Origin of the sequence: Pseudomonas berkeleyensis (assembly GCF_014109765.1) — a bacterium.
GTDB lineage: Bacteria > Pseudomonadota > Gammaproteobacteria > Pseudomonadales > Pseudomonadaceae > Aquipseudomonas > Aquipseudomonas berkeleyensis.
In genome coordinates, this window is the sequence record NZ_CP059139.1 from 1370974 (window position 1) to 1382976 (window position 12003).

The following is a 12003-nucleotide window of genomic DNA, read 5'->3' on the forward strand; positions in this document are numbered from 1 at the left end:
GAGGCAAGAGGGATCAGACCTTGCGGACGAACTCCGACTTGAGCTTCATCGCGCCGATGCCGTCGATCTTGCAGTCGATGTCGTGATCGCCGTCGACCAGGCGGATGTTCTTCACCTTGGTGCCGACCTTGACCACCAGCGACGAACCCTTGACCTTGAGATCCTTGATCACGGTGATGGTGTCACCATCCTGTAGCAGGTTGCCGACCGAGTCCTTGATCACGCGTGCGTCATCGCTGCTCTCGGCGCTCTCGCCGGCTTTCCACTCGTGGGCGCATTCGGGGCAGACCAGCTGCGCGCCGTCTTCGTAGGTGTATTCGGAGTTGCATTTGGGGCAGGGCGGCAGAGCGGTCAAGGCTTGTCCTCGGTGAGCATGAATAAACCGCAGATTATATAGGGTTTTGTTCGCGCGCGCCGCTCTAGGGCGTGAAGTGCCTGAAAGACGGTGTTAAAAATATTGGACTTTTCGCCTGCGATCCATTTGCCCGTTATGCCGTATAGATGGCTTTTAATGGGCGTTTATCAAGATTGTGGCGCAGGTGGTGTTCAAGTGTTTTCTGTTGAATTGTTTGACATATTTTACGGCTCGGGCAGACTGGAAGCAGATTCCGTTGCCGAATCGGGTTCTGGACAGCTGCGCTGATCCCCTCTCCGGATGGAGAAGACCCGGTTCGAGCCGCCGTCGGAAGGCGGCACTCAGGCTCAGGATGAGTCTCGGTGCACGGGGTTAGCCAAACAGGCCACACGTGCTACAGCAGAGTGTTCTGCTGGCCGCCGGCCTGCACAGCAACGATAGGCCCGGCCTGTCCCAAGGTGACGTATGTCCGACAACAAAATCCGCAACACCCCCCGCAAACCCGTCGTGTTGATGTCCATGGGCGCTCAAGAGCGCAAGGGCCACGACTACCAGGTAATGACCCACAAATACATTCAGCCTCTGGTCGAGTTCTCCGGTTGCGTGCCGCTGCTGGTGCCGACCTGCTGCGGCATCAATGACCTCGAGCAGTATCTGGAGATGGCCGACGGCGTGTACCTGACCGGCGCCGGCAGCAATATCGACCCGGCGCTCTACGGTCAGGAGAACGAGACGCCAGACAAGGGCCAGGATCGCGATCGTGACCTGTTCGACCTGCCCCTGATCCGTGCGGCCATCGCCCGCGGATTACCGATCTTCGGTATCTGCCGTGGCATGCAGGAAATCAACGTGGCGCTGGGCGGCGACATCTACCAGAAGGTCTACGCCGAGCCGGGTTTCAATAACCATCGCGAAAATCCGGATGATCCGGTCGAGGTGCAGTACGCCGCCAGCCACAGCGTGCGTCCGGTGCCTGGCAGCTGGTTCGCCGAGTTGATGGGCAAGCAGGAAATTCGCGTCAACTCTCTGCACGGACAGGCCATTCGCAAGCTGGGCAAGGGACTGGAGGTGCTGGCTACCGCCGAGGATGGTCTGATCGAGGCAATCCATGCGCCGAGCCTGTCGTCCTTCCTGTTCGCCGTGCAATGGCATCCGGAATGGCAGGCGGCAAAGAACCCGGATTCGGTGAAGATCTTCCAGGCCTTCGGTGACGCCTGCCATCGCCGAGTCGCCTCGCGCAATGGCCGTCAGGCCGCCTGAGTCATTTCTCGTCGCCGGCTCCTGCGTCAGTAGGGGCTTGGCGGCTGTGGCCAGTTCAGGACGCCGCTGTCACTGAAGCGGCGTGTGCCGAACAATCCGTCGGCGAGCTTGCCGCGCAGCATGTAGGGCACCTCCTGGCCGGGTTGATAACCGGCGACGCCCCATGCCTGACGCATCACTGAAAACGCCGAAATGCTCACCGGTACGCTGATTACCGTTTCGCCAAAGCGCGGCACGCTGCCGCTCTGGTCACTCACGCCACTGGCCAGTGGCTGCCCGTTCACGTCCAGATCCAGTGCCATGCCGTTGAACGTCACGGCGCTGTCGTTGGGGTTCTGCACCCGCATTTTGACCGCAAAACGCACTTCCAGCCCCTGGCCGGGCAGGGGTTCCAGGCCGACCAGATCGACCCGCAGCGGATCACGGTTGCCCAGGCTGGCACAGGCACTCAGGCCGGCTGCGATCAGGACGATGAGACAAAGACGAAGCAGGTGATGCATGGCGATCTTCCCTGGACGTTGTGGGCTCAGAATAGAAGACCGCTGTGTGCGCCATTAGCTCCCGGCACGTTGCCGGCTGCCCAGCACCAGCGCGATTCCACCCAGCACGGCAACCGAGCTGATCAGCAGGCGCAGGCTGAGCGCTTCGCTCAGAAGCAGGCTGCCGCCCAGAGCAGCGAGAATCGGCACGCTCAGTTGTACCGTGGCCGCCTGGCTGGCGCGCAGGCCGGGCAGGGCGCTGTACCAGATGGCGTAGCCGATACCCGAGGTGACTGCGCCCGACAGCAGCGCATAACACAAGCCGGGCGTATCCCATTGCAGGTGTGGCAGCAGCACCAACGCCAGCAGTACGCCTAGCGGTGACGCGCGCAGAAAGTTACCGGCAGTCATTGCCAGTGGGTCGCCCTGGCCATGGCCGAGCAGCGAATAGGCGCCCCAGGCGATGCCTGCCAGCAGCATCAGCAGTGCTGCCGATAAAGGTGGTGCGCTGGCACCGGGCAGCAGCAGGACGAGCAGCCCGACACTGGCCACGCCCGTGCCGAGAATGGCGAGCGGCGCCAGCCGTTCACCGCGCAGCAAGCCCCAGAGCAGCATGCTCAGTTGCACGGCGCCGAATAGCAGCAGGGCACCGGTACCGGTGTCCAGTTGCAGGTAAGCGAAGGAGAAGGCTGCCGCATAGGTGAACAGCGCCAGTGCGCCGAACCAGTTGCCGGCGATGGGCTGCCTGGCCTGCCTCAGCATGAGCAGCAGCCAGAGCGTCAACGCGCCGCTGAGCAGGCGGATCGCCGTGAAGCTGGCGGCATCGATGTCGGTTTCTCGCAGGGCCAGGCGGCACAGCAGTGAGTTGCCGGCGAACGCCAGCATGGCGAGGCAGGTGAGTAGCAGGATACGCGGTGGCATCGGCCATCCTTGGGTGAAGGTCTGGTGATGCCGGGCAGCTAACCACGTCAGGCTGGCCGAGGGCATTGGCAGAAGGTCGCAAGTCCCTGCGACCTTGGCCACTCAGGCGGGGAAGCCTCGATCAGAAGTGCACTTTGACCAGCAGGCTGGCGGTGTTCTGGTCGGTCGAGCCCACGAAGTTCTCGCTGACGTAGCCACCGTCCTTGATGCCGTACTTGTTCTTCCAGTAGTCGTACTCGATGCCGACATAGAGCTGCTTCTCGCCCCACTTCAGCGCCTTGCCCAGGTCGTACTTGATCTGCGGGTTGAAGTGCAGGTTGGCGTGGTAGTCGCCACGGCTGTTGCTGTCGTTGTCCACCACCCAGTCCATGAAGCCATCGATGAGGATGTCCGATTCGCCCACCGGAATGGTGTAGCTCCACACCGGGGTGATCTGCCAGACGTTCTTGCCTGGGCGGCTGCCGTCCGGCTTGCGCAGGTAGGTGTTGAGCTGGAAGTAGTCGAAACCGGGGATGTCCAGGTCGAACGCCGGGCCGAGCAGGTAGGCATCGACATCCTTCTCGCCGAATTCGTAGGTGAAGGCCAGCAGCACATCCTTGATCGGGCCGAAGGACAGGTCGGCACCGCTGATCTTGCCGAACGACAGACGCGGGCTGAATTCACCGTAGTAGGTGTGGCCGTCGCCGTCACCGTTCTTGGCATCGGTGTTGTACTTGATGAAATCGGTGAAGAAGAACAGGTCGCCGAAGCTCCAGCCGCTGGCGTGCTCGAAGGTGACGGTCTGCTGAATCTCAGGGTCGATCTTGAAATCCTGCCCGTAGAGATAAGTCAGGCTGTTGTTCTGCCAGTGCAGCAGGTCACCGGCGATGGCCTGGCCGCCCGCCAGCAGGCCGCTGGCGAGCACCAGCGAAGAGAGAGTGCGATTCATGGAAGCTCCTGGTGGTTAAGACGTGTCGTTATGATTTTTAAACCTGTCCGCCTGGTCAGGCTGGTGCTGCTAGAGCAAAAACGGCGCCAATTTTGGTGATTGCTCATATCCGTGGCAAATCAATCGGATGCACGGAGGCCGAGGGCCATTACCTGCCCCTTTGCTGCACTATTTTCTGACCGAAAGGACAAAAACAGCCATAACTTGGTGCGCAGCCGTCTGGCGGATGCGGCGATGCTTTTTCAGCGGTGTGCTTGATTAGTTTAATTATGGTCGTAATATGATATTTAAATTATGACTATAATTTAATTGGTGGGAGGATGCCCTCTCACTCATCACACCCCCCCTAGGAGATTCACCATGAATGCCCACGCCACCCTCGGAACCGCTCTGATCACTGGTGCCTCGACCGGCATCGGCGCCACCTATGCCGAACGCCTGGCCCGGCGCGGTTACGACCTGCTGCTGGTGGCGCGCGATGCCCAGCGCCTCAATGCACTGGCTGAGCGTCTGCGCGGCGAATACGGTATTGCGGTCGAGGTGATGCCGGCCGACCTGACGCGCAAGGCGGATGTACTCCAGGTGGAGCAGCGCTTGCGTGAGGACGCGGCCATCGCGCTGCTGGTCAACAACGCCGGTGTCGCCATGAACGGCCCGCTGGCCGCTGCCGACCTGGATCAGGCCGAGACCATGATCCAGCTCAACGTGGTCGCACTGACTCGCCTGGCGGCGGCTGCCGCGGCTAATTTCTCTGCTGCCGGACGTGGCGGCATTATCAACCTGGGTTCGGTGGTGGCGCTGGCGCCGGAAATGTTCAACGCCGTGTACAGCGCCACCAAGGCTTACGTGTTGAGCCTGACCCAGACTCTGGCTGGCGAATTGCGTGGCAGCGGCGTGCAGTTGCAGGCGGTGATGCCGGGCGTGACCCGTACCGAGATCTGGGAGCGCAGCGGCACCGATGCTTCGGCGCTGCCGCCGTCGATGATCATGGAGGTGGGCGAGATGGTCGATGCGGCGCTGGCCGGCTTCGATCAGCAGGAACTGGTGACCATTCCGTCTCTGCCCGATGCCGCCGACTGGGATGCCTTCGTCAAGGCACGCGGTGCGCTCGGGCCGAATCTGTCGCGTAACCAGGCAGCTGCGCGTTACAAGTGACGCAAGGCGGCATGCGGCTGTAGGGTACGCTCATTCTCGGGGCTCTGCCGTAGCGGAGCCTCGCTTATGCCGAGCAGCGCTGGTGCGCACAGCGTACCCTACGCAAGCGTCAGGCGTCAGGCGTCAGGCGTCAGGCGTCAGTCGTTACGGCTTCTGCGCCTGTTCGATCAGCAGGCGGCGGGTCGTTTTCAGCAGGCGGTCGGACAGCTCCGGATCCTTGACGCTGCGCGACAGCAGCAGGGCGCCGACCATGGCCGAAAGCATCAGCACGCTTTCTTCTTCCGCGTCCTCGCCTTCCAGGTTTTTCTCGATCAGCGCCAGGCGGTTGCGCACTATCGCATCGGTAGTGGCACTGGGTTCGCCACGTTGGCCCAGCTCCGCAGACATGGTTGGCAGCGGGCAGCCAGCACCGGGGTTGGCGCGATGCTGGCTGGACAGGTAGCGCTGGATGAACAGTGGCAACGGTGATTCGGCGCCTTCCAGCGCTTCGGCGGTGTTGCTTTCCAGCGCTTGCACAGCGTGCTGCAGGGCGGTCTCCACCAGGTCGTCCTTGGACTTGAAGTGGGCATAGAAGCCGCCATGCGTGAGGCCCAGGGCCTTCATCAGCGGTTGCAGGCCGGTGGCGCCAACGCCGTCGCGGCGAAAGCGCAGGGCGGCTTCCTCGATGATGCGTTGATGGGTCTTGGCCTTGTGGTCTTCCGAATAGCGCATGGCGATCCCCGTCTATGAAATGTTGCTTGTCATGTTACACCCCCGACGCACCTGCGGCACGGCCGGGAGTCATTCATGCGTCGGAGGCTTCGAGCAGAGTCGCTACACCCTGACCGCCCGCGATGCACTGGGTGGCGATGGCGTAGCGCCCGCCGCTGCGGCGCAGCAGGCTGGCAGCCTTGCCGGTGATGCGTGCGCCAGTGGCGCCGAGTGGATGGCCGAGGGCCATGGCGCCGCCGTCGAGGTTGACCCGGGCCATGTCCAGCCCCAGCTCCTGCACGCAGGCCAGCGACTGGCTGGCGAACGCCTCGTTGATCTCCACCAGATCGATGTCGCCGATCGACAGGCCGGCGCGTTGCAGCAATTTGCGCGTCGCTGCCACCGGCCCCATGCCCATGATCTCCGGCGCGCATCCGGCCACGGCCACCGCCTTGATGCGGGCCAGCACGCTCAGACCATGCTCGCGGGCGAAGGCCTCGCTGCACACCAGCACGGCGGCGGCGCCGTCGGTCAGTGGCGACGAGGTGGCGGCGGTGACGCTGCCACCGAAGGCCGGTTTGAGTTGCGCCAGTGCCTCCAGGTTGGTGCCCGGCCGCAGGCAGCCGTCTTCGTCGACGCGGCCCTGTGGCGTGTCGATGGTCAGCAGCTCATCGGCGAACAGGCCCAACTCGCGGGCGCGCACTGCCTTGGCATGGGACTCCACGGCCATGGCCTCCTGATCGGTGCGGCTGATGGCATAGCGCCGTGCGACTTCCTCGGCGGTATGCCCCATGGCCATGTACACCTGCGGGTAATCGGCCATCAGGGTTGGATTGGGCGACAGGTTGAAACCGCCCATGGGCACGCGGGTCATGGATTCCACCCCGGCGCAGAGAAAGGCCTCGCCGGCGCCGATGGCGATCTGCCCGACTGCATAGTGCACGGCGCTCATCGACGAGCCGCAGAAGCGGTTCAGCGTGGCGCCGCCGAGGGTTTCCGGGAAGCCGGCGCGGAAGCTGGCGATGCGGGCGATGTTCATGCCCTGTTCGGCTTCGGGATAGGCGCAGCCCATGATTACGTCCTCGAGTCGTGCGGGATCGAGTCCGAGGCGGTCGACCAGGCCGCGCAGCACCTGGGCCGCCAGGTCGTCTGGGCGCAGGTCGATGAGGGCACCCTTGCGGGCGAAGTGGAAGGGCGAGCGGGCGAACCCGGCGATCACGGCGAGGGTCATGGCGAACTCCTTCAGTGGCTCATGTCGAGAATCAGGCAGGTGGTGGAGGCGACGGCGTAGAGGCGTTCGTCGACGTCGTACAGGCGGCCCTCGGCAAGGGCGGTGGAGCGACCAACGTGAATGATGCGGCCCTCGGCGCGTACCGGGCCGGCCTCGCTGCGCAGCGCGCGGATATAGCTCACCCGCAGGTCGGCGGTGGTGTAACCCTGGCCTGGCTTGAGCAAGGTATGCACGGCGCAGCCCATGCAGGAGTCGAGCAGGGTGGCGATATAGCCGCCATGCACACTGCCCAGCGGGTTGTAGTGGCGCTGGTCGGGGGCGCCCTGGAACACGAACAGGCCACTGGCCCACTGCACCGGGGTGAAGTCGAGCACGGCGTTGATCGGTGGTGAGGGCAGGTCGCCACGGCCGATGCCGTCGAAGAAATCCATCGGCGTCATGGCGGCTACTTCCGCAAGGCTGAGGGTGCCGGGGGCGGCGAGCTGGTTGCGCACCGCCTGTTCTTCGGCAATCCAGGTGGCGAGGCGGGCATCTCGGGATAAGGCGGTCATGCGGGCTCCGGGTAAATATGATGGACGACATTCAATGTTTCATATTATGGTCGAAATATAAATAGCCGCCAGTCGTTGTCGATCGGAGTTCCACCATGCAGCCTTCCCGTGTTCTGTTGATCATCCTGATGCTGCTCACGGCGTTGGGCGAAACCTCCACGCAGCTACTGATTCCCGCGCTGGGCGAGTTGGAGCGCGGACTGAATGCCAAGCCTGGCAGCAGCCTGCTGGCACTTTCGCTGTTCGTCGGTGCCTTTGGCCTTGGCCAGTTGTTGCTGGGGCCGCTATCGGATCGGCTGGGGCGGCGCCCGGTGCTGCTCACCGGTTTGAGCCTGTATCTGCTGGCGACCCTGGGCATGCTGCTGGCGCCGAACATCGAGGTGCTGATCGGCATGCGTGTGCTGCAAGGGCTGGGGGCCTGCGCGGCACTGGTGCTGGCACGGGCCATCGTGCGGGATGTGTGGCAGGAGCAGGCGGGGCCGGTGCTGGCGCTGACCGTGCTGGGCATGTTCGCAGCCATCGTGCTGTCGCCGGTGGTCGGTGGTCTGCTGACACAGTACGGCGGTTGGCGCGCGCCACTGCTGGTGACCGTGGTGCTCGGTAGTCTGGCGTTGCTCTCCGTGTTCACCCGCTACCGCGAAAGCCATCTGCAGCGCGATCCCCAGGCCGGCCGACTCAACGGCCTGTGGGCCAGTTACCGGCAGGTGTGGCCCAGTTGCCGTGCCCTGGCGCTGACCATCGCCTGCACGTACGGCTCGATGTTCGTCGTGGTGGCCGGTTCGTCGTCGGTGTATATCGGCCTGCTGGGGCTGAGCGCCGCGCAATACGGGCTGACCTTCGCCTTGATCGTTTCCGGCCTGCTCGGTGGCGCGTTGTTCACCCTGCGCAATGTGCAGCGCCTGGGGCCGCAGCGGGTGGTGGGCGTCGGTGTCGCGCTGGTGCTGCTCGGGTCGTTGCTGACCCTGGCGATCTACCTGCTGTTTGGCCTGTCGCTGCTCGGGCTATCGCTGCCGCAGGTGCTGGTGACGCTGGGCGGTGGCATGTTGCTGCCGGCCGCCGTGGCCGGTGCGGTGATTCCCAATCCGCAGCGTGCCGGGTTGGCGGCGGGGCTGATGGGTTTCTCGCAAATGGCGGGCGCCACCCTGGCTGGTCTGTTGCTGGGCGCTCTGCAGGATGGCTCGGCCTGGCCTATGGTTGCCTTGAACGCGCTGTTCGCCGTGCTGGCGTTTTTGTTCTTCCACCTTCTGCGCACCCGCCCGGTCGTCACGGCTGCGGTGGCCGGCAAACTTCCCTGATTCGAGGACAAAGCAATGAGCAGCTATGACGTGGTCATCATCGGTGCCGGCCCTGGCGGTTACAACGCCGCAATTCGTGCCGGCCAATTGGGTCTCAAGGTGGCCTGCGTGGAAGGGCGCGAAACGCTGGGCGGCACCTGCCTGAACGTGGGTTGCATGCCATCCAAGGCCTTGTTGCATGCCTCGGAACTCTACGAAGCGGCGGCCGATGGTGAACTGAGTGCACTGGGCGTTGAGGTCACCCCGACGCTCAACCTGGTGCAGATGATGAAGCAGAAGGCCGACAGCGTCGAAGCGCTGACCAAGGGTGTGGAGTTCCTGTTTCGCAAGAACAAGGTGGAGTGGGTCAAGGGCTGGGGACGCATCGATGGCCCAGGGCGGGTGCAGGTCAAGCTGAGCGAGGGTGGCGAGCGCGTGCTGGAGACGAAGAACATCGTCATCGCTACCGGCTCCGAACCGACGCCGCTGCCTGGGGTGAACATCGACAACGCGCGCCTCCTCGACTCCACCGGCGCACTGTCGCTGCCGGAGGTGCCCAAGCACCTGGTGGTGATCGGCGCTGGGGTGATCGGCCTTGAGCTGGGCTCGGTATGGCGCCGTCTGGGCAGCCAGGTCACCGTGGTGGAATACCTCGACCGCATCTGCCCAGGCCTGGATGGCGAGACAGCCAAGACCTTGCAGCGCACCCTGAGCAAGCAGGGCATGAGCTTCAAGCTCGGCACCAAGGTCACCGGTGCCAAGGTCGGCAAGTCAGGCGTCAGCCTGAGCCTGGAGGCGGCAGCCGGTGGCGCGGCGCAAACCCTGGAAGCCGATTACGTGCTGGTGGCCATTGGCAGGCGGCCCTACACCAAAGACCTCGGTCTGGAGAGCGTCGGCCTGAGTACCGACAAGCGCGGCATGCTCGGCAATGACAAGCACCAGAGCGGCGTGCCTGGGGTGTGGGTGATCGGCGATGTCACCTCCGGGCCGATGCTCGCGCACAAGGCTGAGGACGAGGCCGTGGCCTGCATCGAACGCATCGCCGGGCATGCGGCGGAGGTCAACTACGGGGTGATTCCCGGCGTGATCTACACCCGTCCGGAGGTCGCTAGCGTCGGCAAGGGCGAGGAGGAACTGAAGGCCGAAGGCCGCGCCTACAAGGTCGGCAAGTTTCCCTTCACCGCCAACAGCCGGGCGAAGATCAACCACGAGACAGAAGGTTTCGTGAAGATTCTCGCCGATGCCAACACCGACCAGATTCTCGGCGTGCACATGATCGGCCCGAGCGTGGGCGAGTTGATCGGTGAGTACTGCGTGGCCATGGAGTTCTCCGCCTCGGCCGAGGACATCGCGCTGACCTGCCACCCACACCCGACCCGCTCGGAAGCCGGGCGCCAGGCGGCGATGGGTGTGCATGGCTGGACGATGCAGGCTTGAGAACGAGGTGCGGGGCCGTCCAGGCCTTGCGCACCGGGCGTTAGCCAGATGGTGCGGTTGTATTGGTGCGCGCGGCGCACCCTACGGATGATCTGGCTGGGGGCATCACAGCGGTTGGCCTCGAACAAGCTCGATTGCATTCGGGCTATGTAGCTGCGCGCCCCCCTTATTTCCCCAGGCTGTCGATACTGAGATAGAGCGATAGCCAAGGGTGTTCGGGTTGGGTGGCTTTGTTCTTTTCGATCAGCGAGTGGATGAGCCTGAGGGGCAGGGTGTCCGAGGCCAGTTCTTCAATGGAGATATTTTTCCACGAGCCTGAACCATCTTTGCCAACCATGAAGGCCAGGATGGGTTTGTCCTGGTTATTCAGGTTCTGATACTCGGGCAGTGTCGGTTGTTTTGTAGGGTCGTTGCGCAGCATTGAGGCTGCAAAGGCCTCGAGTTCTGTCGCGGGTGGCCAGTGTCTCCAGGCCTTCTCTCCCTCGCTCATGGTGCCGATCAATTGTGCGTCTCTCAGAAAACTGGTGACCAGGTGCCACGGTGCGGAGCCATCCGCTCTTGTCAGCTTCTCGCTCAGGTCATAGGTTTCATTGCGATGCACCATGTCGCGATTGGTCATTTCCAGAAAGGCCACCTGGCGTTCTGCTGCGGTAAACAGCCCGGAGTCGTTGAAGGAGATCTTTGAAAGCGCCACTCGATCCAGCGACGCGAAGGGATTTTCTGCCGTGCGATTGTTGTAGAGCTTCTCCTCACCGTAGTGATGGGCGAGGAGGTAGTTGGCGGCTTGCTGGGCCAGTATCTGTCGCTCCTGGTTGAGATCTTCGGGCAACTCCTGGAGAAAGTCAGCGCTCTTGCCGTACGCCTCGATCTGCTGGTGGTTACTGTCCAGAAATGCATCGAAATCCACCGCGGCGCTGGCGCTGCCGGTGGACTCGCTCTTGAGTAGCAGGGATATTTTCGTAGCAGCGGGAGAGAGGGTTACCGTGACACCTGAGTCGTTGCCGAGAACCTGTCTGTTGGACGATGAAGTGCTGTTGTCGGCATCACGTTGAATGACTTTTATCGCAGCGCCCGCTGTGACTGAGCGGTTTGCCAACAGGCCTTCCACGTTGAAGCTGGTCATATCCACATCCCTTGGCTTTTGCTGTCCTCCGCGCGCAGGCGTTAACTGTCACGCGATGCCATGTTCGCTCAATCAGCAGGTCGGCAGTTTGGGGAAAGTCTTGAGAGGTTTGTTGCTTCTGAAGGCGATGTTGGCAGGTGTGTTCGGTATTTTGGGGATGCTCGTCGGTGCGTGCGGCGCACCCTACGGGAGAGGCATAGCCCGGATTTAATCCGGGCTATGCGCGGCGTCAGAGCACGTGATCGAGGTTCACCGGCTCTCCGGGTTTGGCGTGCAGCTTGGCGCGGATGTCGGCGAATACCTTGTCGTACTCGTCGTGTCCGCGCATCACCGGGCTGGCATTGAGCGGCAGGCCATGGCGCGCGGCCACACGGGTGGCAACGCTGGCGAAGTTGAAGGCGACGTCGCGGTGCAGTTCGAACTCTTCGTCGAAGTGTTGCCCGCGCACTTCACCGGCCAGGCGCATATGCAGCATCGGCCCCTGTTGTGGATCCTGGCGTACCTCGTAGTAGAAATCGACCGAGAACGGTGGCACCTGGCGCAGGTGTTCGGGGCGGTCGAGGTTGTCGCGGTGCATATGGCCTGGGGTGAACATCATC

13 protein-coding genes are annotated in these 12003 nt (G+C 63.2%); 4 read left to right on the forward strand and 9 right to left on the reverse strand.

The window, feature by feature from the left end; all coding sequences use genetic code 11:
• Positions 1-13 precede the first annotated feature (13 nt).
• Positions 14-355 (reverse strand): zinc ribbon domain-containing protein YjdM, encoded by a 342-nt coding sequence (locus tag HS968_RS06410; RefSeq protein WP_119695200.1) that lies wholly within the window; start codon positions 353-355, stop codon positions 14-16.
• A 465-nt stretch (positions 356-820) separates the two neighbouring features.
• Here HS968_RS06410 and HS968_RS06415 point away from each other — a divergent pair, with 465 nt between their 5' ends.
• Positions 821-1615 carry a gamma-glutamyl-gamma-aminobutyrate hydrolase family protein gene (locus HS968_RS06415; protein ID WP_182370628.1) on the forward strand — a complete coding sequence of 265 codons (795 nt, stop codon included), beginning with the start codon at positions 821-823 and terminating at the stop codon, positions 1613-1615.
• 26 nt (positions 1616-1641) lie between these two features.
• Here HS968_RS06415 and HS968_RS06420 read toward each other — a convergent pair whose 3' ends face one another.
• The 3 genes from HS968_RS06420 to HS968_RS06430 form a co-directional block, all read right to left on the reverse strand.
• The gene (locus HS968_RS06420; RefSeq protein WP_182370629.1) at positions 1642-2115 is read right to left on the reverse strand and encodes an LEA type 2 family protein; all 474 of its coding nucleotides are present in this window, start codon (positions 2113-2115) and stop codon (positions 1642-1644) included.
• 54 nt (positions 2116-2169) lie between these two features.
• Positions 2170-3015, reverse strand: a complete 846-nt coding sequence (locus tag HS968_RS06425; RefSeq protein ID WP_182370630.1) for an EamA family transporter — start codon at positions 3013-3015, stop codon at positions 2170-2172.
• A 121-nt stretch (positions 3016-3136) separates the two neighbouring features.
• Positions 3137-3943, reverse strand: coding sequence for an outer membrane protein OmpK (locus HS968_RS06430; RefSeq protein ID WP_119695196.1), 807 nt, complete (start codon positions 3941-3943; stop codon positions 3137-3139).
• Positions 3944-4303: 360 nt separating this feature from the next.
• On the opposite strand from HS968_RS06430, the gene HS968_RS06435 reads away from it, so the two are divergent.
• The gene (locus HS968_RS06435) at positions 4304-5098 is read left to right on the forward strand and encodes an SDR family NAD(P)-dependent oxidoreductase (RefSeq protein WP_182370631.1); all 795 of its coding nucleotides are present in this window, start codon (positions 4304-4306) and stop codon (positions 5096-5098) included.
• Positions 5099-5242: 144 nt separating this feature from the next.
• Here the strand turns inward: HS968_RS06435 and HS968_RS06440 are convergent, their stop codons facing one another.
• From HS968_RS06440 to HS968_RS06450, 3 genes are all read right to left on the reverse strand, one after another.
• Entirely contained in the window at positions 5243-5809 is a 567-nt protein-coding gene (locus tag HS968_RS06440) for a TetR/AcrR family transcriptional regulator (RefSeq protein WP_179624102.1), read from the reverse strand.
• A 73-nt stretch (positions 5810-5882) separates the two neighbouring features.
• Entirely contained in the window at positions 5883-7019 is a 1137-nt protein-coding gene (locus tag HS968_RS06445) for a thiolase family protein (RefSeq protein WP_182370632.1), read from the reverse strand.
• Between the two features lie 11 nt (positions 7020-7030).
• Positions 7031-7570, reverse strand: coding sequence for a PaaI family thioesterase (locus HS968_RS06450; RefSeq protein ID WP_179624104.1), 540 nt, complete (start codon positions 7568-7570; stop codon positions 7031-7033).
• A gap of 95 nt (positions 7571-7665) precedes the next feature.
• On the opposite strand from HS968_RS06450, the gene HS968_RS06455 reads away from it, so the two are divergent.
• Positions 7666-8865 carry a Bcr/CflA family efflux MFS transporter gene (locus HS968_RS06455; RefSeq protein ID WP_182370633.1) on the forward strand — a complete coding sequence of 400 codons (1200 nt, stop codon included), beginning with the start codon at positions 7666-7668 and terminating at the stop codon, positions 8863-8865.
• Between the two features lie 15 nt (positions 8866-8880).
• A complete protein-coding gene (lpdA, locus tag HS968_RS06460) occupies positions 8881-10281 on the forward strand; it encodes a dihydrolipoyl dehydrogenase (RefSeq protein ID WP_182370634.1) in 1401 nt (466 codons plus the stop codon).
• A 166-nt stretch (positions 10282-10447) separates the two neighbouring features.
• Here lpdA and HS968_RS06465 read toward each other — a convergent pair whose 3' ends face one another.
• Together HS968_RS06465 and HS968_RS06470 are read right to left on the reverse strand one after the other, a co-directional pair.
• Positions 10448-11404 (reverse strand): hypothetical protein, encoded by a 957-nt coding sequence (locus HS968_RS06465; RefSeq protein ID WP_182370635.1) that lies wholly within the window; start codon positions 11402-11404, stop codon positions 10448-10450.
• Between the two features lie 229 nt (positions 11405-11633).
• Positions 11634-11999, reverse strand: coding sequence for a DUF5064 family protein (locus HS968_RS06470; RefSeq protein WP_119695238.1), 366 nt, complete (start codon positions 11997-11999; stop codon positions 11634-11636).
• Between the last annotated feature and the right edge of the window lie 4 nt (positions 12000-12003).